This is a genomic window from Pseudomonas sp. PS01299 (assembly GCF_029960145.1).
In the GTDB taxonomy this organism is placed as follows: Bacteria; Pseudomonadota; Gammaproteobacteria; order Pseudomonadales; family Pseudomonadaceae; genus Aquipseudomonas; species Aquipseudomonas putida_A.
The window spans coordinates 1-21,366 of the sequence record NZ_JASCPO010000017.1; the positions used below are offsets into that span (position 1 = coordinate 1).

The 21,366-nt window shown below is 63.1% G+C and carries 15 protein-coding genes; 11 read left to right on the forward strand and 4 right to left on the reverse strand.

Going from position 1 to position 21,366, the window contains the following annotated elements; translation table 11 throughout:
• The first annotated feature begins 145 nt into the window (after positions 1 to 145).
• The 4 genes from QMX91_RS05765 to QMX91_RS05780 all read left to right on the forward strand — a co-directional run bounded on the left by QMX91_RS05765 (position 146) and on the right by QMX91_RS05780 (position 5,457).
• Entirely contained in the window at positions 146 to 1,063 is a 918-nt protein-coding gene (locus QMX91_RS05765) for a LysR family transcriptional regulator (RefSeq protein WP_282412392.1), read from the forward strand.
• A 214-nt stretch (positions 1,064 to 1,277) separates the two neighbouring features.
• Positions 1,278 to 2,816, forward strand: coding sequence for an MFS transporter (locus tag QMX91_RS05770; protein WP_282412393.1), 1,539 nt, complete (start codon positions 1,278 to 1,280; stop codon positions 2,814 to 2,816).
• A gap of 26 nt (positions 2,817 to 2,842) precedes the next feature.
• Positions 2,843 to 3,913 (forward strand): HlyD family secretion protein, encoded by a 1,071-nt coding sequence (locus tag QMX91_RS05775; protein ID WP_098966553.1) that lies wholly within the window; start codon positions 2,843 to 2,845, stop codon positions 3,911 to 3,913.
• Complete coding sequence (locus QMX91_RS05780) at positions 3,910 to 5,457, forward strand: efflux transporter outer membrane subunit (RefSeq protein ID WP_282412394.1); 1,548 nt, start codon at positions 3,910 to 3,912, stop codon at positions 5,455 to 5,457. The genes QMX91_RS05775 and QMX91_RS05780 overlap by 4 nt, the downstream gene beginning before the upstream one ends.
• Positions 5,458 to 5,552: 95 nt before the next feature.
• Here the strand turns inward: QMX91_RS05780 and QMX91_RS05785 are convergent, their stop codons facing one another.
• Complete coding sequence (locus QMX91_RS05785) at positions 5,553 to 5,858, reverse strand: XRE family transcriptional regulator (protein ID WP_098966556.1); 306 nt, start codon at positions 5,856 to 5,858, stop codon at positions 5,553 to 5,555.
• Entirely contained in the window at positions 5,851 to 6,216 is a 366-nt protein-coding gene (locus QMX91_RS05790) for a type II toxin-antitoxin system RelE/ParE family toxin (protein ID WP_047290723.1), read from the reverse strand. Before QMX91_RS05790 ends, QMX91_RS05785 begins: the two co-directional genes overlap by 8 nt.
• A gap of 169 nt (positions 6,217 to 6,385) precedes the next feature.
• On the opposite strand from QMX91_RS05790, the gene QMX91_RS05795 reads away from it, so the two are divergent.
• From QMX91_RS05795 to QMX91_RS05810, 4 genes are read left to right on the forward strand one after another with little or no spacing between them, the layout of a single operon-like run.
• On the forward strand, positions 6,386 to 7,165 hold the full coding sequence (locus tag QMX91_RS05795) for an efflux RND transporter periplasmic adaptor subunit (protein ID WP_098966558.1): 780 nt from the start codon (positions 6,386 to 6,388) through the stop codon (positions 7,163 to 7,165).
• A complete protein-coding gene (locus QMX91_RS05800; protein ID WP_098966560.1) occupies positions 7,162 to 8,481 on the forward strand; it encodes an HlyD family efflux transporter periplasmic adaptor subunit in 1,320 nt (439 codons plus the stop codon). Before QMX91_RS05795 ends, QMX91_RS05800 begins: the two co-directional genes overlap by 4 nt.
• Positions 8,482 to 10,578, forward strand: a complete 2,097-nt coding sequence (locus tag QMX91_RS05805; protein ID WP_282412395.1) for a biotin/lipoyl-binding protein — start codon at positions 8,482 to 8,484, stop codon at positions 10,576 to 10,578.
• A gap of 11 nt (positions 10,579 to 10,589) precedes the next feature.
• Positions 10,590 to 11,084 (forward strand): GNAT family N-acetyltransferase, encoded by a 495-nt coding sequence (locus QMX91_RS05810; protein ID WP_098966563.1) that lies wholly within the window; start codon positions 10,590 to 10,592, stop codon positions 11,082 to 11,084.
• 9 nt (positions 11,085 to 11,093) lie between these two features.
• On the opposite strand, the gene QMX91_RS05815 is transcribed toward QMX91_RS05810, so the two are convergent.
• Positions 11,094 to 11,405: a hypothetical protein gene (locus QMX91_RS05815; protein ID WP_139053654.1), complete on the reverse strand. Its 312-nt coding sequence runs from the start codon at positions 11,403 to 11,405 to the stop codon at positions 11,094 to 11,096.
• Between the two features lie 56 nt (positions 11,406 to 11,461).
• A complete protein-coding gene (locus QMX91_RS05820) occupies positions 11,462 to 12,049 on the reverse strand; it encodes a tail fiber protein (protein WP_098966567.1) in 588 nt (195 codons plus the stop codon).
• 242 nt (positions 12,050 to 12,291) lie between these two features.
• On the opposite strand from QMX91_RS05820, the gene QMX91_RS05825 reads away from it, so the two are divergent.
• From QMX91_RS05825 to QMX91_RS05835, 3 genes are all read left to right on the forward strand, one after another.
• Positions 12,292 to 13,971: a glycosyltransferase family 39 protein gene (locus QMX91_RS05825; protein WP_282412396.1), complete on the forward strand. Its 1,680-nt coding sequence runs from the start codon at positions 12,292 to 12,294 to the stop codon at positions 13,969 to 13,971.
• A 54-nt stretch (positions 13,972 to 14,025) separates the two neighbouring features.
• The gene (locus tag QMX91_RS05830; protein WP_098966570.1) at positions 14,026 to 14,871 is read left to right on the forward strand and encodes a sulfotransferase; all 846 of its coding nucleotides are present in this window, start codon (positions 14,026 to 14,028) and stop codon (positions 14,869 to 14,871) included.
• 137 nt (positions 14,872 to 15,008) lie between these two features.
• Positions 15,009 to 21,320 (forward strand): Ig-like domain-containing protein, encoded by a 6,312-nt coding sequence (locus QMX91_RS05835; protein ID WP_282412407.1) that lies wholly within the window; start codon positions 15,009 to 15,011, stop codon positions 21,318 to 21,320.
• The last annotated feature ends 46 nt before the right edge of the window (positions 21,321 to 21,366 follow it).

Here is a 21,366-nt window from a genome sequence, read left to right on the forward strand (position 1 = left end):
AGCAAGCCCGCTCCCACATTTTGGAATGCGTTCCCCTGTGGGAGCGGGCTTGCTCGCGAAGGCGTCCTTTCAGCCGCCGTCAAATTTGAAGGATGTTTGCTAGCATTGCACCCAGATCAATCCAGATCAGCCAAGAGTGCTCAGCATGCAACTCCCGGACATGAACCTTCTGGTCGCCCTCGACGCTCTGCTCGACGAGGGCAGTGTGGTCGGCGCCGCGCGGCGGATGAACCTCAGCCCCGCCGCCATGAGCCGCACTCTGACGCGAATCCGCGAGGCGATCGGCGATCCGATCCTGGTGCGCGCCGGTCGCGGCCTGGTGCCAACCCCCAAAACCCTGGAATTGCGCGAGCAGGTGCGCGATGTCGTCGAGCAAGCGGCGCTGCTGTTTCGCTCCGCCGACAGCGTGGATCTGGGCACCCTGCGCCGGCGCTTCAGCATCCGCGCCAACGACTTTTTCATTGGCGTATATGGCGGCAAGCTGTTCGATACCCTCGACCAGCAGGCGCCACACTGCGAGTTGCGCTTCGTCCCCGAGGGCGATGGCGACGACGAAGCGTTGCGTGAAGGACGGATTGATCTGAGTGTCAGCAACACCCGTCCGGTAACCCCGGAAGTCAAAGTGCAGAACCTGTTCTCCACGCATTTCGTCGGTCTGGTGCGTGAGGATCATCCACTGCTCGACGGCGAAATCACCGCCGAGCGCTATGCCGGTTTCTCCCATATCAGCATGTCGCGCCGTGGCATTGCTCGCGGCCCCATCGACACCGCGTTGAACGCCCTGGGTCTGGAGCGGCGGGTGGCGGTGATCGCTCCGAGTTTCCACGCGGCGATGTTTGCCTTGCCCGATTCCGACCTGATCCTGCCGGTGCCCAAGGAAGCGTTGCTCAGCGTGCGCCGATTGGGCCTGAAGCTGCGCTCGTTCAACCTGCCGATCCCGTTGCCGACGCTGATGCTGACTCAGGCCTGGCACCCGCGCTTCGACAAAGACCCGGCGCACCGCTGGCTGCGCGAAACGCTCAAGGCGTGTTGCGACGAAACCTGGCTGGCCGCGCAACCCTGACACCGAATCAATGTGGGAGGGGGCTTGCTCCCGAAGGCGTCGTGTCAGGCAATGCATAGGGTGCATGACCCACCGCTTTCGCGAGCAAGCCCGCTCCCACATTGGATATTCATTGCTGTACTGAGCGCACTTATAACCTGCCAATAAGTCAATTTTCGTCAGCAGTAAGCCTTACTAAAATGCTCCGGTATTTTTCCTTCCGGAGTGTGTATCCATGACATCCCTGACGGTCCCGGCGCCCATCGCTGCGGCCAGTCCGGCGACGGCGGCTGCGCCACCGGTGTTCGGGGCGCGAATCATCGCCGGCCTGGTTGGTGTGCTGCTGGCGGTGCTGGTCTCGGGCCTCAACGAAATGGTGACCAAAGTCGCACTGGCCGACATTCGGGGCGCGCTGAACATCGGTTATGACGAAGGCACCTGGCTGGTGTCCTGCTACGCCGCGACCTCGGTCGCCGCGATGGCATTCGCCCCTTGGTGCTCGGTGACCTTCTCACTGCGTCGTTTTACCCTCTGCGCGATCAGCGTCTTTACGCTGCTCGGCGTGCTGTGCCCATTCGCCCCGAATTACGAAAGCCTGCTGCTGATGCGCACCCTGCAAGGTCTGGCCGGCGGCGCGTTGCCGCCGATGCTGATGACCGTCGCCCTGCGTTTTCTGCCGGCCAACTTCAAGCTCTATGGTTTGGCCGGTTATGCGTTGACGGCGACGTTCGGCCCAGGACTCGGCACGCCGCTGGCCGGGCTGTGGAGTGAGTATGTCGGCTGGCAATGGACGTTCTGGCAAATCATCGTGCCGTGCCTGATCGCCATGGCGATGGTGGCCTGGGGGATTCCGCAGGATCCGCTGCGCCTGGAGCGCCTCAAGACCTTCAACTGGAAGGGCCTGCTGCTGGGCTTCCCGGCGATCTGCATGCTGGTGATCGGCTTGCTCCAGGGCAATCGGCTGGACTGGTTCGAGTCGAGCCTGATCTGCGGTTTGCTCGGCGCCGGTTCGCTGTTGCTGGTGGCGTTTCTGATCAATGAATGGTCGCAGCCGATTCCGTTTTTCAAGTTGCAGATGCTCGGCATCCGCAACTTGTCGTTCGCGCTGATGACCCTGGCCGGGGTGCTGGTGGTGTTGCAGGCGGTGGTGCTGATTCCGTCGAGCTACCTGGCGCAGGTCCAGGGTTATCGCCCGGTGCAGACCGCGCCGATCATGCTGATCGCCGCGTTGCCGCAGTTGATCGCGCTGCCGCTGGTGGCGGCGCTGTGCAACTTGCGTTGGGTCGATTGCCGTTGGGTGCTCGGCATCGGTTTGAGCATGTTGACCCTGTCCTGCCTGGGTGGCTCGCTGCTGACCTCGGAGTGGATCCGCGACAACTTCTACGTCCTGCAATGGCTGCAGATTTTCGGTCAGCCAATGTCGGTGCTGCCGCTGTTGATGCTCTCGACCGGCAGCATCCAGCCGCAGGACGGGCCGTTCGCCTCCGCGTGGTTCAACACGGTGAAAGGCCTGGCGGCGGTGATCGCCACCGGAGTCATTGAGGCGCTGACCACCGCGCGTCTGCATTTCCACTCGACCATGTTGATCGACAACCTCGGCAACTCACCGCTGGCCGATCGCAGCGACCCGGGCCTCGCCCATCGCCTGCACGAACAGGCCGTGGTGCTGACTTCCTCTGATCTCTATGTGTGCATGGCTGGCGTCGCAGTGGCGCTGATCCTGCTGATTTTCTGGCTGCCGACGCGGATCTTTCCGCCCCGTGCGCCGACCTGATTGCTTCACTGATACCGAAGGTTTTTATGACGACTCAAGCAAAGCAAAAACTCGCGGTGGCCGTGGCGGCCGCACTGGCTGTCGGCGTGTTGCTGTACCTGGCGGTGCCGGGACTGTTCGGCAAGCGTACTCAGCAAAACACCAACGACGCGTTCGTTTCCGCCGACTTCACCTTGGTGGTGCCGCGCGTGGCCGGGTTCATCAAGGAAGTGCTGGTGGAAGACAACCAGCAGGTCAAGGCCGGGCAATTGCTGGCGCTGATCGATGATCGCGATTTGCGCGCCGCCGCTGAAGCGGCCGATGCGCAAACCCTGGTCGCCCGCGCTCAGTTGCAAAACGCCAAGGCCACGCTGGAGCGGCAGACCTCGGTGATTGCTCAGGCGCAGGCCTCGGTGGTCTCGGCCAAGGCAGAAATGGCCTTCGCCCAGCAGGAACTCAATCGCTACAACCACCTCGCCGGTGTAGGTGCCGGCACGGTGCAGAACGCGCAACAGGCCCGCACGCGTATTGATCAGGCAACCGCTCGGCTCGATACCGCCAGCGCGAAGCTCGCGGCTGAACGCAAGCAGGTCGAGATTCTCACGGCGCAGCGCGATGCCGCCGAGGGCAATCTGAAGCACGCGCAAGCGGCGCTGGAAATCGCCAGTTTCGAGTTGTCCTACACCCGGATCACCGCGCCGCAGGACGGCATGATCGGCGAGCGTGCTGTGCGCGTCGGCGCTTATGTCACGCCGGGCAGCAAGCTGCTGGCGGTGGTGCCGTTGCAGCAGGCGTATGTAGTCGCAAATTTTCAAGAAACCCAACTGACGGACGTGCAGCCGGGCCAGCACGTGCAGGTACGCGTCGACAGCCTCGGCGGTGAGGCCTTGAGCGGTCGCGTCGAAAGCATCGCCCCGGCCACCGGCGTGACATTCGCCGCGGTGAAACCGGACAACGCCACGGGTAACTTCACCAAGGTCGTGCAGCGGATTCCGGTGAAGATCGTGCTTGAACCGGGTCAGCCGTTGGCCGAGCGTTTGCGTGTGGGCATGTCGGTGGAGGCGAGTATCGATACTCGCCGTTCGGCGTCGGCGGAACGTGAGGTGACTCAGCGATGAACAGTTTTGATAGAACTGACGCCTTCGCGAGCAAGCCCGCTCCCACCGGGGGAACGCATTACCCAATGTGGGAGCGGGCTTGCTCGCGAAGAGGCCAGTGGCAGCAACTCACCCTCGGTGCCTTGCTCGCTCTTGGCCTCAGCGCCTGCACCGTCGGCCCGGACTTCCGCAAGCCCGAACCCACGCAGATCGCCGACTGGGCCAAACCCGCCAAATCCGGCTCCAGCCAAGCCGTCAGCGAACCGCTGAACGAACGCTGGTGGGAGGTTTTCCACGACCCGCAACTCTCAGCCCTGACCCAGCGGGCGATGAACAGCAACCTCGATCTGCAACTGGCCAGCAGCCGCTTGCAACAAAGCCGTGCCGCGCGCCAAGTGATCACCGCGGATCGCTACCCGAACACCGCCGCTACCGGCAGCTACGCGCGTAAACGCAACAGTGGCGAAGGCCTGAATGACCCGTCCGGGCACAACGGCGATTCCGCCTTCAACCTGTGGGACGCCGGTTTCTCCGCGTCCTGGGAACTGGATTTCTGGGGCCGCGTGCGCCGTGAAACCGAAGCCGCCGATGCCAACCTCGAAGTCGCCGAAAACGACCGTCGCGGTGTGCTTCTGGCGGTGCTCGCCGACACCGCGCAGAACTACATCCAGCTGCGCGGCGTGCAAAACACCCGCGCGGTCACCGAGCAGAACCTCGACGTCGCCCGGCACAGCCTCAAGCTTTCGCAACTGCGCCTGAGCGATGGTGTGGCAACCGATCTCGACGTCGCCGAAGCCGCCGCGCAGGTCGCGGCCATCGAATCGCGCCTGCCGGCCCTCGAGCAGCGTCAGTCGCAATTGATCAACGCGATCAGCCTGCTGATGGGCGAACCGCCGCAGGCCCTGGCCAAGGAGTTATCCACAGACGGCGCGGTGCCGCAGTCACCGCTGCAAGTCGCCATCGGCCTGCCGTCGCAGCTGGCCGAACGCCGTCCGGACATCCGGCAGGCCGAGGCGCGTCTGCATGCGGCCACTGCCAACATCGGCGTGGCCAAGGGCGATTTCTATCCGCGCATCACCCTGTCCGGCAACCTCGGATCGCAAGCGATGCAACTGAGCGATTTCGGTTCCTGGGGCTCGCGCGCTTTCGGTATCGGCCCGCAATTCAGCCTGCCGCTGTTCGACGGCGGACGCCTGCGCGGCATGTTGCAACTGCGCGAGGCCCAGCAACAGGAAGCGGCCATCGCCTACCAGCAGACCGTGCTGCGCGCCTGGCATGAAATCGACGACCAACTGACGGCTTACAACGCCAGCCAACGCCGCCGCGACAGCCTCGCGGAAGCCGTACGCCAGAACCAGATCGCCCTGCGCACCGCACAGCAGCAGTACGTCGAAGGCGTGGTCGATTTCGTCAACGTCCTCACCGTTCAAGGCGCGTTGCTGGCGACTCAGGAGCAGTGGGTGGAGAGCTCGACCGGGGTGTCGCTGGCGATGGTCGGGTTGTACAAGGCGCTGGGTGGGGGATGGGAGGCGGTGTATCCGGTGGGGGAGGTGGCGCGGCGCTGAGATTGCGCCTGAGGGAGCAAATCGGCGAATTCGATTGGCCACTATACGGCTATTGCACAGTGGAAGATTCACAGGTTGAAGCGGGTTATGGCTGTTCAGCCTGCGAAATTTTCGATTTTGATTTGCCCGTCGGGAAAGGTCGCGATGATTTCAAGTTCGCCACCCATTGCCCGGATATAGTTGCGCAGCGTGCTGATGTACATATCGGTACGGCGCTCCATTTTCGAGATGGCCGCTTGGTTGACGTGCAGCATTTCAGCCAGCGTGGCCTGGCTCAAGGCCTTGGCTTGTCGCAGTTCGTTAAGCGGCATTTCCTTGATGTGTTGTTCGTAGATCGAATCGGCAAGCGCCCGTGCTTCGGGTGTCATGCGTGCTTCGAGGTCGGCGAATTTCTTAGCCATTGTTGCAACCCTCTTTGCGCAATGTTTCGAGATGCTCATCGTACAGTCGATCGGCGAGCGGGACGTTGAGTTCATACCAGCGGTCCTGACCGGTTTTATCTCCACCGATCAAAAGCAACGCGCAGCGTCTTGGATCAAACGCATAGAGCACGCGATACGGTCGCCCGCCATGCTGGACGCGCAATTCCCGTAAATGACCATGCCGCGCGCCATTGATTGCGCTGCTATGCGGAAAACGCAGACCTGGGCCGAATTGCCCAAGCAGTTTGACGCTTGCCGCCACAGAACTCTGCTCGCTCTCAGTCAGTTCTTCCCACCAGTTGCCGAACTCGTCGGTGTATTCGATATCCCAATTCATGGGCACTAATATGAGTGTTATGGAATATTCCATCAAAGTCATATTTTCGATGGGTTGACCATAGCGCTTCGGTCGGATTACAGCAAGCGTAACGGCACAGTGATGGCCTTTCGCTTGACGCTAATCCCCGCTGTCGTAGACTCCGCTCATCCGTCAGGGAGTAGCGGTTATGCAGCGTTTGCGCGGTTGGGTTATCGGATTGACCTTTGTTACGTGTGCAGTTCAGGCGCAAACGCCCGGGCCAGACGATCCGCTGCTGGATAACGCAGCGCCTGCGGCAACCACGGCGAGCAGTGAGGCGCGGGGTGTGTTGCGAGCTCGGGATCAGGCGACGCTGGCCAGCGAGCTGTCGGGGCGGATTGTCGAGTTGCCGTTCAGCGAGGGCGAGTCGTTCAAGAAGGGCGATGTGCTGGCGAAGTTCGATTGCTCGGCGTATCAGGCTCAGCTCAATGCAGCGCAGGCTGCCAATCGCGGTGCCGGTGAGGAGTTGGCGCACAACCGGCAGTTGGCCGCGCTCAATTCCGTCGGGCGTTTCGAAGTGGCGCGGGCCGAGGCCAAGGTCAGCGAAACCCAGGCGCAATCTCAGGTTTATCAGGTTCAGGTCAAACGCTGCAGCGTGGTCGCGCCATTCGACGGGCAAGTGGTCGAGCGCAAGGTCCAGCGTTTCGAAAGCGTGGCGGCCGGCGCGCCGCTGCTGGACGTGGTGGATAACCGCACCCTGGAGATCCACTTGTTGGTGCCGTCGCGCTGGATGGCCAGGCTTAAACCCGGCCAGACCTTCAGCTTTGTCCCCGACGAAACCGGCCAGCCGCTTGATGCCACGGTCAAACGCCTCGGTGCGCGCATCGACGAAGGCAGCCAGACACTGTTGCTGGTCGCCACACTTCCCGAAGCCAAGGGCTTGCTCGCCGGCATGAGCGGCACGGCGCACTTTGCGGAGCTTAAATGAACGCCCCGGTAGCCGGCGCTGCCGAGCAGGTGTTCGCGCGGTTCCTTGACCTCGAACGCCAGACCCGCGCCGCCCGCGATGCCTCGCAACTGGCCTACAGTCTGGTCAATGACGGCCAGTCGTTGTTCGGCTTTCGTCATGCAGCGCTGCTGATCGCCGGCAAGGTACAGGCGGTGACCGGCGTCAGCGCGGTGGAGCCGAATGCGCCGTTCGTGGCGTTTGTCGAGCAAGCCGTGACGCAGTTGTTCCAGCAGGATGTGCTGAAGCAGGCGCGGGTGATTACCCCGCAACTGCTTGCCGAGTCGATTCAGGCCGACTGGCGCTCGCTGTCGGCGGCGCAGGTGTTCTGGCTGCCGCTGATCGACCGCCAGGGCGAGGTGTTCGGCGGTCTGTGGCTGGCCCGCGATGTGCCGTGGAATCCTTCCGAACAAGTGCTGCTGTCGCAACTGGGCGACACCTACAGTCACGCCTGGCTGGCGCTGCAGCCGCGCAAACCGTGGCGCCTGCGCTGGACGCGCAAGCGTCAGGTGGCGTTGGTGGCGGTGCTGTTGCTCGGGTTGCTGATCCCGGTGCGCCAGTCGGTACTGGCCCCGGCGGAGGTGGTGCCGCAGGGCGGGCGCGTGGTCGCGGCGCCGCTGGACGGGGTGATCGCCGAGTTTTTGGTCAAGCCCAATCAACCGGTGAAAACCGGCGACCTGCTGCTGCGATTTGAAAGCACCACCCTCAAGGCCCAGGCCGATGTCGCCGAGCGTGCCTTGGGCGTCGCGGAAGCGGAACTGAAATCCAACTCGCAACGTTCGTTTGCCGATGCCGAATCCAGTGCCAGGGTCGATTTGCTCGCCGCCCGTGCCGAGCAAAAACGCGCCGAGCGCGATTACGCCCGCGAGTTGCTGGCGCGCAGCGAAGTGCGCGCGGAGCGTGACGGCATTGCAGTGTTCGCCGATGCCGAGCGCCTGACCGGCAGACCGGTGCAGACCGGCGAGCGGTTGATGGAAATCGCTGACCCGAATCAAGCCGAACTGCGCATCGAACTGGCGGTGGGCGACGCGATTGCGTTGGCGCCGGGTGCCGAAGTCGCGCTGTTTCTCGACAGCGATCCGTTGCAGCGCCACCTCGCCACGCTGGAGCGCTCGGCTTACGAGGCGCAACCGACGGCGGGCGGGCAACTGGCTTATCGACTGGATGCCAATTTTGCTGATGCGCCACCGCGTATCGGCCTGCGCGGCACGGCAAAAATTTTCGGTGATCGCGCCCCGCTGGCCTTGTACCTGCTGCGCCGCCCTCTGGCCGGTCTGCGCCAGAGCGTGGGCCTGTAAATGAATCTGCCGAGCCTGCGTGCCGACCTGCAACTGTCGCCCGCGGCGCCGGCACTGGACGGTTCACCGCGCTGGACCCTGGCCGATCCGGTGCGCGGTCGCTATTTCAAACTCGGCACGGCGGCGATGCGTCTGCTGCGCCATTGGTCGCTGGGCGATGCCGAACAGGTGCTGCGCGCCGCCAACCGCGAACCGGGCTTGCCGCTGGACGGCGTCGAGCTGGAGCAACTGCTGACATTTCTGCGCGGGCATGATCTGATCAGCGCCCTCGACGATCAGCAGCGTGCCAGTTACTCGCTCAAGGCCCTCGCGCAACGCCAGAGTCTGTGGAAAATCCTGCTGCATCAATACCTGTTTTTCCGTATTCCGATGTGGCGCCCGGACGCCTTTCTCAACCGCGCCTGGCCCTGGCTGGAGCGCTTCGGCCCGCGGGTGTTGCGCTACGGTTTGCCGCTGACGCTGGGTCTGGGAGTGTTTCTGGTGTCGCGGGACTGGCAGCGCTTTGTCGGTACTTTCCCGCACCTGTTCAGCCTTGGCGGCGCATTGGCGTTCGGCGTTGCGTTGTTCTTTGCCAAGCTGTGCCACGAGTTCGGCCATGCATTCATGGCCAAGCGTGCCGGGTGTCGGGTGCAGAGCATGGGCGTGGCGTTCATGGTCTTGCTGCCGATGTTTTACACCGATGTCAGCGATGCCTGGCGGGTCAACGATCGGCGTGCGCGGCTGCTGATCGGTGCCGGTGGGGTGCTCGCGGAACTGCTGCTGGCGTGCATCGCGCTGCTGGCTTGGTCGCTGTTGCCCGATGGCCCCGGGCGCACGGCAGCGTTCATGCTCGCCAGCGCCACGTGGATCACTACACTGGTGGTCAACCTCAACCCGTTCATGCGTTTTGATGGTTATTTTCTGCTCAGTGATCTGTGGGAGGTCGACAACCTTCAGGGGCGAGCCTTTGCCCTGTGTCGCTGGCGGTTACGCGAATTTTTGTTCGGCTATGGCGCTCCGGCGCCGGAGCCTTGGTCGCCGAAGATGCAACGGCGCTTGCTGATCTGGGGGTATGGCTCGTGGTTGTGGCGCGCGGCGTTGTTTTTCGGGATCGCGCTGGCGGTCTATCACCTGTTCTTCAAGGTGTTGGGGATTTTCCTCATGCTGGTGGAACTGGTCTGGTTCATCTTCCTGCCGATCATGAATGAGTGGCGCCAGTGGTGGAGCCGCCGCGAACAGGCGCATGGCCCGCGTGTGCTGCTCAGCAGCCTGGCTGTGCTTGGTCTGCTGCTGGTGCTGATCGTGCCGTGGCGCAGCGCGGTGGAACTGCCGACGATGCTTGAGAGCGGCCGGGCCAGTGCGTTGCATGCGCCGGTGGCGGCGCGAGTCAAATCAGTCAAGGTCGCGGATGGCCAGAAAGTCGCTCAGGGCGATGTGCTGATCGAACTGGAGTCGCCGGACCTCGATTCGCAGCAGGCCATCGTCCGTCGGGAAATCCAGATCCAGCAATTGCTGATGCGCCGACAGGCCGGTCGCAGCGAAACCGCTGCCGACGCCAGTATCATCGAGCAACGCCTCGCCGAAGCCGTGGCGCAATATCGTGGTCTGAGCGCTCGACGCGAGCGCCTGCTGTTGCGCGCGCCCCATGCCGGCACTGTGCGTGATCTGCTGCCGAATCTGACGCCGGGGCGCTGGCTGTCGAGCAAGGATGCGCTGGCGCGGGTGGTCGAGGACGGTTTGCGCCTGCGCGGCTATATCGCCGAGGCCGAGTTGTGGCGGGTCAAACCGGGTGCAACCGGGCGGTTCATCGCCGATGATCCGATGCATCCGGCGATCAGCGTAAAACTGGATGAAGTCGATACCAATGGCGTGGCTTATGTCGATCAGGAGGCGCTGACCTCCGATCATCACGGGCCGATTGCCGTGCGCCGTGATCAACAGCAACGAGCCGAGCCTGTACAGGCGCAATATGGCGCGCGATTGACAGCGCTGGATCAGCCACCAGCCCCGGTTCAGCCGTTGCGCGGTGTGGTGGTGTTGCAGGGCAGGGGCGAGTCGGTACTCGGCGTGGCCTGGCGCCGGCTGGCGGCGCTGGGGGTCAGGGAAAGCGGTTTCTAGGGAGCGTGAACATGGCGAGCAACGCAGATGTGACGGCAGACGGATTGGTGGTGCGACCTGCGCGGGCCACCGACGAGCCGTTTTTGCACCACCTCTATCAGTCGGCGCGCCCGGATCTGCAATGGATCGACGGCGAGCAGGAAGTGGTGCAGCAAGTGATCGCCCAGCAATTCCAGGTGCAGGAACAGGGCGTGGGTGAAAACCATCCCAACGCCATGCACTACGTCGTGGAAAAACTCGGGACGGCCATCGGTGCACTGAGCACCGACTTCGGCCCCAATGAAATCCGCGTGTTATACATCGCCTTCATCCCCCAGGCGCGGGGCAAGGGTTACGGCCGCGCGGTATTGCAAGGCGTGCAAAAGGCCGCGCAGCAGGTTCGCTGCCCGGTGGCAACGGTGGTCTGGGCAAACAACCCCCACGCGCGGCAACACTATCTGGCGTTGGGTTTTGCGGTGGAGGAGCGTAATCCGGCGGCGGAGCGGCTGGTGTGGTATCCGCAATGAGGTGGGATTTCAGTTGAAGGAAATACAGAAATAACCCAGTTGCGGATCCCGCCCCATTGCTGGCACTCGTGAGACGAAAATATCCTCCACTCGCCCCAGTTCCGGCAGTTCCAGTGCGCACAGGCCGTCAACGAACCCGGTCGGCACCAGACTGTTGAATTCGAGGCAGAACGGCATGCGCTCGCTGTAGCGCGTCTTCGCGGCGGGGACTTCGTCGAGGTACTCGATGTGGATCGGCAGCGCCGTGCCATCCGGCAGGTGCAGCGTGTGTTGCTGGCCCAGCAATGCCTGGACGTGTTGGATCTGAACCGCTTGCAACATGGTCTGACTCCAGTGAAGAGAAAAACGGTCGGGGGCCCGAGGCCCCCGACAGTGGTTCAGTTGCGCGAAGGGAACAGCCCGTTCAGGGCAATGCTGAAGTTGACGACCAGAGAGGGGTTGACGATGGGCAACGGCTGACTGCCGCCCGTGGAGGAAATGTCCCCGGTGACAGTCGTGGTCAGGCCTTTGATGGGAACCGGCGTGGCACCTTGGGCATCGGAATAGATGTTCGCCGAGCCAGGGCCGCCGCCGGACGCGCCGATGTACGAGTTGGTGGCGGTCGGCACGGTCGCCGGATTGCTTGCAGGCACAGCCAGTTGCAGGGCGGTGTTGGCAGAAAGGCCGGTCATCGCGTGGGTGTGGTTAGGCATGTTGGCGATCGTGGCCGTGACGTTTTCCGTGCCATACACCTGACCGATGACACGCGGCGTAAGCCCCTGTCCGTTACCCTGTGCCACGGGTACGCGACCTTGCAGGTCAGGCAACTGAAAATTGGTCGTGCCGTTGCCGCCGTAGAAGGTGCCCAGCAAAGCGAACAATGCCTGGTATTGCGAGATGCTCAGGATTTGTCCGTTGCACAAGGCCCAGCCACTGGGGGCGAAGTTGAAGGCGAACGGTTGAATCGTACCCATAAAGACTTCCATGGTTCCTCATCCTTCTGTTATGTGGTCGGCGCGCCGCGCGTTAGCCTTGGTTGCAGGACAGGCACAGATGCTGTGCTGACGCCTTGCGTTTGCGCGGGCAGGTCACGCCAAGCGGTAGCGTAGACCCGGATCGGCGGACTTGCCGGACGTCGTCGTGGCCGCGCGTCGACTTCGACTCTGGCCTACAGTGTGCGCAATGAATGGCGCTGGTTTTTACTCGGTAAATCTGTAAGGGAAGGTTGATGGAAGCGCGTCGCGAGACTCCGCTGGGGGATACCCAGGACCCGTTTGCCGCACCGAATGCCGGTGTCCGGCGTTTATGGCGCTGGGCTCGCCGGCAGTGGCTGATACCGATTCTGTTGTTGGCGACGGTGGTGCGTTTTTATGACCTGAACGCCGCCGCGATCTGGGGCGACGAAGGCTCAAGCCTGTTGCTGGCGAACTATTCGCTGAGTGGTATCTGGGAGCACGCGGCGTTCGACGTGCATCCGCCGTTGTATTTCATGCTGCTGCACGGCTGGATCGGGTTGTTCGGCGACACGATTCTGTCGATCCGCAGCCTCAGCGCGCTGGCCGGCATCGCCACGGTCGGGCTGGGGGTGTGCCTGGTCGATCGCCTGGCCACCCGTCGCGCCGCAATCATTGCCGGGGTGCTGCTGGCGTTGCTGCCGACGGCGGTGCGCTACAGCCAGGAAGTGCGCATGTACTCGCTGCTCGGCCTGCTCCTGATCGGTTCCACACTGGCGCTGATTTGTTGGGTCAGGCGTCCGCAGCGCCACCGGTATCTGCTGATCTATGCATTGCTGATGAGCGCCGCGTTGTATACCCACTACTTCGCCGTGCTGGCGGCGCTGAGCCATTGGCTGTACCTGGGACTGATTCGCCTGCTGCCGGGTTATCGCCTGCGGCATATCCAGCGCAAGGACTGGTGGCTGGCCAATCTGGCCATCGTTGTGCTCTACCTGCCGTGGTTGCCGAACCTGCTTGATCTGACGCAACACATGGAAGAACTCAAGGTCGGTGGCGATGTGGGCTGGGAAGATCCAGTGACCCTGTCCTCGCTGCCGTCGATGATCTGGCTCTGGTTGATCCAGGATGAAGGCGAGCATCTCCCGTTGCTGCTGTTCTGCGGCGTACCGCTGGCTCTGCTGGCGCTGGCGGGCGTGGCCGTGGCCCGCGACCGCAGCGTGAACCATGGCAGCGTTTTGCTGGCGCTTTACACCGGTGTGCCGTTGTTGCTGGTGTTCGCGGTGTCCTTCATCAGTCCGGTGTTCATCGAGCGTTACCTGACAGCCTATGCGCTGGGATTGCCGATGCTGGCGGCGCTGGCCATCGACCGGTTGTACCGCCGCGCTCGTGTGCTGGCAGTGGCGGTTCTGGTGTCATGGGTCGGGGTTGAGCTGGTGGGCGTAAACACCAACGCCACGGTCGACCCGCACGATCAGTTCAATGTCATGGTCGATTACATCAACCGGCATTTCGTCAGCGGTGACCGGATCGTCACCAGCGACATGCTCTGGTATCTCAGTTACGTCTACTACAACCGCACTGACGCTCAGGTGCGCCTGTTTACCCCGCCCGCCGCCGATGGTCGTTCGACGCGCCCGAATCACTACGGTTTCGGCACCCTGGTGTCCGAGGAGGTCTATCTGGATCGACTCGACGACCTGCCCAAGGGCAGTGCTCGCGTCTGGTTGATCGGTGATCTGGATGTGGACGTGCCCGATCCGTTCCGACCCTTGCCGAAGAACTGGCAGTTGCGTGATCAGACCCATGCCGGCGGCGCGAATGCGCGACTTTTTTCGTTGACCACCGATAACGGGACAGCGATGCAATGTTTTAAACGGTTCACCTTTTCTTTGGCGATAAAAACAGATCTTCATAGTCCGTTTTGCTCTGTTTTGATATCAAAACACTACTAGTCGAAAGGGTATTGTTGGACTACGCTCGTCGGACAAAAGGACTTACAAAGTAGGGTGAAGGGATTGCAGCAGTTCCACTTTATCTCCGGCTTGCCGCGCTCAGGCTCTACCCTGCTTTCTGCGATTCTTCTGCAGAACCCGCGCTTTCATGCCGGCATGACCAGTCCGGTCGGCGCACTCTTCTCCGGTGTCCTTGAACAGTGCAGCGCCGGCAGCGAATTCGGCGCGGTGATCGACACCGAAATGCGCCGGCGCCTGCTGCGCGGGCTGTTCGATTCCTACTATGCCGACAAGGCTGACAAACCGGTGGTGTTCGACACCAACCGGCAGTGGAGTTCGCGCCTGCCGGCGATCAGCGATCTGTTCCCTAAAGCCAAAGTCATTGCCTGCGTGCGCAACGTCGCCTGGGTGATGGACAGCCTGGAACGGTTGTACCGCGCCAATCCTTATGAAAACACCAAGCTGTTCGGCGATGCTGTCGAACGCAACACGGTCTACAGCCGCTGCGAAACCCTGGCCCAGCGCAATCGTCTGGTTGGTTTTGCCTGGGCAGCGCTCAAAGAAGCCTATTACGGCGAGCACGCCGATTCGCTGCTGATCGTCGATTACGACTTGTTGACCCAGGCCCCGGAGCGGGTGCTGCGGCTGGTCTACGACTTCATTGGCGAACCCTGGTTCGAGCACGATTTCGAACACCTGGCCTATGACGCGCCGGAGTTCGACCAGGCCCTGGGTGTGGCCGGCCTGCACAAGGTCAAACCCAAGGTCGCCCTGCAGTCCCGACGCACGATTCTGCCGCCGGACCTGTTCAAGCAATACGCCGATCTGTCCTTTTGGCTCGATGGCTCAGCCAGCGCTGCCAATGTGATTCGTATGAAGTCCGACGCCGCGATCAGTTGATCGCGGCGTTTTTCATTGATGCGTTTACAACTGTTCGAGTCCGGGTGAGCAACATGTGGTGGAGCAAGCAAAAGTCGCGGGTAACCGAAGGCCAACGGACGCTGGCTGCGCCGCTGATCATGTCGCTGGAACCGCGCATGCTGTTCGACGGCGCTGTCGCGGCCACCGTGGCCGATACCGCTGCGGCCCAGCCCGACAGCCACCCCACTGCCGATGCAGCGAAGGCGCCCACGGCCGATCATCCGTCGGTCAGCAAGGACACCCACGGCCAGGCCGATGCCACGCCGGCTGCCAGCCCTGTCGCCGTACCGGGCCAGAGCGTGGTGTTCGTCGATGCCCGGGTCAAGGATGCCGACAGCCTGCTCAAAGGCGTTGCTCCCGGCGCGCAGGTGGTCAAGCTCGATGCCAGCAAGGACGGCTTGCAGCAGATCGCTGATTACCTCGACCAGCATTCGGGTGTCAGCTCGGTGCAGATCATCGCTCACGGCAACGCCGGTGACCTGTGGCTCGGCAACAGCTATCTGTCGGCGGACAACGTCGCGCAACGCAGTGCGGTGCTGGCGGAAATCGGCAAGGACATGAACGTCGGCGGCGACATTCTCATTTACGGCTGCTACACCGCCGAAGGTGACCGCGGCCTGAGTTTCGTCGACTCGCTGGCACAATTGACCGGCCGCGATGTGGCCGCCTCGAACAACCGCACCGGGGTGGGCGGCGACTGGGATCTGGAAATCGCCACGGGCAGGATCGAGAGCGCCAACGTGCTGTCGACCCTGTCGATGAGCGAGTACCAGTGGGGCCTCGCCACCTGGACTGCCACCAACAATGCGAACACCGGGGTCGGCTCGCTGCGCGCAGCGCTGGCGTCGGCGCAGAACGGCGACATCGTGACCTTCAGCAGCGGCATGACGGTGCAGCTCACCTCGGAATTGCTGATCAACAAGAACATCACCGTTGATGGCGACCTGAACAACGACGGGGTGGCGGACGTCACCCTCGATGGCCAGTACCGGACGCGGGTGGTGGAAATCACCTCCAGCAGCACGGTGACACTCGATGGTCTGGTCATTACTCGCGGATTGGTCTCGGGCAATGGCGGAAATGGCGGCTATGGCGCAACCGGGGCCATGGGCGGGGGGATTTTCAACGCCGGCGTCCTGACCTTGAACAACGTTTCGGTCACCGGTAACGCGGCGGCCGGTGGTGGCGGTGGTGGGGGGGTCACGGGAGCCAACTACGGCGGCGGCGGTGGCGGTGGCGGCGGCCTCGGTGGTCAGGGCGGCGGCCATGGCGGTACGGCCGGGCCGGGCACCGGGACGTTGGGCGGCCAGGCCGGCAGTGGTGGCGTCGGTGGCTACGGCGGTGGCTACGACGCCACGCACATGGGCGGCCGCGGCGGCTCCACCGTCGGCGGTGCCGGCGGCGTGGGCGTGTCCTATTACAGCAACGGCGGCAATGGCGGCACCGCGAACAACGGCACCATTTCGATTGGCGGCGGCGGTGGCGGCTCCGGCTGGGACAAGGTGGGCGGCGTCGGCGGCAATGCGGCCGGCGGCATTTACAACGCCTCCACCGGCACCCTGAAAATTGTCGGCACCTCGGTCATCAGCAACAACCTCGGTGCGGGCGGCGGTGGCGGCGGTGGTAGCGGCCAGGGCAGCAACAACCTGAACGGCGGCGACGGCGGACGGGGTGTCGGTGCGATCTGGAACCAGGGCGGCACGGTACTGATCACCGCCGCCAACTTCAGCGCCATCAGCGGCAACGCGGCCGGCAGCGGCGCCGGCGGCGCAGAACTGGGCGGCGGCGTGACGGGCTCTGTACCGTTGGCCTTCGCGGCGATCTACAACAATGGCGGCACACTCAATACCGCTTATGTGGAACCACCCACCGCAACCATCGTGATGTCGGACACGGCGTTGAAAATCGGCGAAACCTCGCTGGTGACCATCACCTTCAGCCGCGCGGTCACCGGTTTCACCAACGCCGACCTGACCATTGCCAACGGTACGCTGACAGCGGTCAGCAGCAGCGACGGTGGCCTGACCTGGACCGCGACCTTCACTCCGACCAACAACATCACCGACGCCACCAACCTGATCACCCTCGATAACACCGGGGTCAATGCGATCAGCGACGGCGTGGCGGGCGTCGGCACGACCAGTTCCGTCAACTATGCGATCGACACCGTGCGGCCGACCGTGACCATCGTGATGGCCGACACGGCGTTGAAGATCGGCGACACGTCGCTGGTGACCTTTACCTTCAGCGAAGCGGTCACCGGTTTCACCAACGCCGACCTGACCATCGCGAATGGCACACTGTCAGCAGTCAGCAGCAGTGACGGTGGAATCACCTGGACCGGAACGTTCACCCCGACCGCCAGCATCACCGATACCACCAACCTGATCACTCTGGACAACACTGGTATCGCCGACCTCGCCGGCAACGCCGGCAGCGGCACGACTGATTCGGCCAACTACGTGATCGATACCGTGCGGCCAACCGCGACCATTGTCGTGGCCGACAGCAATCTGGCAGCGGGTGAAACCTCGCTGGTGACCATCACCTTCAGCGAAGCGGTCAGCGGCTTCACCACCGCCGACCTGACGGTGGCCAACGGCACCCTGAGCGGTCTGAGCAGCAGCGACGGCGGCATCACCTGGACCGCCACGCTCACCCCGACCACCAACATCACCGACACCACCAACCTGGTCACCCTGGACAACACCGGGGTCGTCGATCTGGCCGGCAATGCCGGCAGCGGCACCACCAATTCCAACAACTACGCCATCGACACTGCGCGGCCGACCGCGACCATCGTGGTGGCCGACAACAACCTGCGGATCGGCGAAACCTCGCTGGTGACCATCACCTTCAGCGAAGCCGTGACCGGCTTCACCAATGCCGACCTGACCATTGCCAACGGCACGTTGTCGGCGCTCAGCAGCAGCGATGGCGGCATCACCTGGACGGCGACCTTCACGCCGACTGCCAGCATCACTGATGCGACCAATCTGATCACGCTGAACAATACCGGCATCGCTGACCTGAACGGCAACGCCGGCAGCGGCACCACCGACTCCAACAATTACGCCATCGACACCGTGCGCCCGACCGCGACCATCGTGGTGGCTGATAACAACCTGCGGATCGGCGAAACCTCGCTGGTAACCATCACCTTCAGCGAAGCGGTGACCGGTTTCACCAACGCCGACCTGACCATTGCCAACGGCACGCTGAGCGCAGTCAGCAGCAGCGACGGCGGCATCACCTGGACCGCGACGTTCACTCCGAGCGCCAGCGTCACCGATACCACCAACCTGATTACCCTGGACAACACCGGCATTGCCGACCTGGCGGGCAACGCCGGTAGCGGCACCACCGACTCCAACAACTACGCCATAGACACCCAGCGCCCGACCGCAACCATCGTGGTCGCCGACAGCAACCTTACGGCCGGCGAAACCTCGTTGGTGACCATCACGTTCAGCGAAGCGGTGAGCGGTTTCACCAACGCCGACCTGACCATCGCCAATGGCACGTTGACGGCGGTGAGTAGCAGCGATGGCGGCATCACCTGGACGGCAACATTCACGCCGAACGTGGGCATCAACGACGCAAGCAACCTGATCACGCTGGCCAATACCGGTATCGCCGACCTGGCGGGCAACGCCGGCAGCGGCACGACCAACTCCAACAACTACACCATCGACACCGTGGTGCCGACCGCGACCATCATCGTGGCGGACTCCAGTCTGAAGATCGGCGAGTCCTCACTGGTGACCATCACCTTCAGCGAAGCGGTGACCGGTTTCAGCAATGCCGACCTGACGATAGCCAACGGCACATTGTCGGCAGTCAGCAGCAGCGACGGTGGCATCACCTGGACAGCGACCTTCACGCCGACCAGCAACATCACCGACGCCACCAACCTGATCACCCTGGACAACGCCGGCGTACAGAACCTGTCGGGCAATGCCGGCAGCGGCACCACCGATTCCAACAATTACTCGATCGACACTCAGCGCCCGACCGCCACCATCGTGGTGGCTGACACCGCGCTCGGCGTCGGCCAGACCAGCCTGGTGACCATCACCTTCAGCGAAGCGGTGACCGGTTTCACCAACGCCGACCTGACCATCGCCAACGGCACGCTGAGTGCGGTGAGCAGCAGCGACGGCGGCCTCACCTGGACGGCGACGTTCACGCCGGCGGCGGGGATCACCGACACCACCAACCTGATCACCCTGGACAACACCGGCATCGCCGATCTGGCGGGCAACGTCGGCAGCGGTACCACCGATTCCAACAACTATGCGGTCGACAGTCAGCGTCCGACGGCGACCATTGTCATGACCGACAGCGATCTGCGTCCCGGTGAAACCGCGCAGGTGACCATCACCTTCAGTGAGGCCGTGACCGGATTCGACAACTCCGATCTGAGCGTCGCCAACGGCACCCTGAGCAATGTTTCGTCTAGCGACGGCGGCATTACCTGGACGGCCACGTTCACGCCGAACATCGGTATCACCGACCTCACCAACCTGATTGTCCTGAACAACACCGGCATCACCGACCTGGCCGGAAACACCGGCACCGGCACCACCAGTTCGGCCAACTATCAGATCCAGACTCAGGTGCCGACCGCCACCATCGTGGTTGCCGACACGTCGCTCAGGGCCGGGGAAACCTCGCTGGTGACCATCACCTTCAGCGAAGCGGTCAGCGGTTTTGACAACAGCGACCTGACCATCGCCAACGGCACGTTGAGCAATGTCAGCAGCAGCGACGGCGGTATCACCTGGACGGCCACCTTCACGCCGACAGCCAATGTCACCGACGCCACCAACCTGATCACCCTGAACAATGCCGGGGTGGCCAACCTGTCGGGCAACAGCGGCATCGGTACCACCGATTCCAACAACTTCGCCATCGACACCGCGCTGCCGACCGCCACCATCGTGGTTGCCGACAACCGCCTGGGCATTGGTGAAACCACCACAGTGACCATCACCTTCAGCGAGGCGGTGAGCGGGTTTGACCTGTCGGACATCAGCGTTGCCAACGGTGCGCTGTCGAACCTGACCAGCAGCGACGGTGGCGTGACCTGGACGGCGACTTTCACCCCGACAGCCGGCGTCAATGACGCGACCAACCTGATTCTGATCGACACCGCCGGTGTTCAGGATCTGGCCGGCAATGCTGGGGCGAGTATCGCCATCTCCAACAACTACATCCTCGATGCAACCCGGCCGACGGTGGACATCGTGGTCGCCAATCCGCATCTGGGCATCGGCCAGACCACCACGGTGACCTTCACCTTCAGCGAGGCGGTGAGCAATTTCGACCTGTCCGACCTGAGCGTGACCAACGGCGACCTGAGCAATCTGACCAGCAGCGATGGCGGCAAGACCTGGACCGCGACGTTCACGCCGACCGCGAATGTCACCGACCCGAGCAATTTCATTGCGCTGGACACCAGCAACGTCAGCGACCTGGCGGGCAACGCCGGCAGCACGGTGGCGGTGTCGAACAACTACGCCCTCGACAGCGAACGGCCGACCGCCACGGTGGTGGTTGCCAATCCGAATCTGGGTGTGGGCCAGACCTCGCAGGTAACCATCAGCTTCAATGAGGCGGTGACCGGGTTTGATCTCAGTGACATCAATGTCGGCAACGGCACCCTGTCGAACCTGAGCAGCAACGACGGCGGCAAGACCTGGACCGCGACGCTGACCCCGGGCGCCAACATCAACAGCGCCAGTAATGCGATCAGCGTCAACAGCGCCGGGGTCAGTGACCTGTCCGGCAACAGCGGCAGCGGTGTCAGCAGCTCCAATAACTACGCGATCAATACCGTGCCGCCGGTTATTCCGCCAACGGTGCCGACTACGCCGATCAATGGGGTGATTCCCGATCCGCTGTCCCGCAGCAGCGATCCGGTCGCACCGCCGCCGGCCCCGGACGTGCCGTTGCAACCGTTTGTGTTTACGCCACCGACCGGCAATCTCGGCTCGCCGCTGACCTTCCCGCCGCTGTTCGAGCAGCGTGTACTGGGCGACGGCATCCGGCCGCTGGGGGACATTTTCATCAATCACGGTGCTCTGAGCCCGAGCTTCATCGCCCAGGTATTCAGCAGCAGCGACGGAAGCGGTGACGGCAGCGGGCACGGCTTCCTCGGTTTCGGTGGCGGTGATGGCGGAGTCTTCGCCAGCAGTACGCTGTCGAGCCTGTTCCACCAGAACGACGGCGCCGAGCGGGAGGCGCTGAACGCCTTCGACAGTCACTCGCTCAAGGCCGGTGACATTTCCCAAGGGCTGCGCGGGGTATTTGGCGCGCCGACCCTCGGGCAGCAATTGCAACAACTCAAGGACAGCGAGCAGCACCGGGTCGACGACCTGGCAGCGGCATTGCGCCAGGTCGGCATCAGCGAAATGCAGGCCTGAACACACAACTACTCAACACGGTGCGGCACCTAGGGGCGATCCAGGG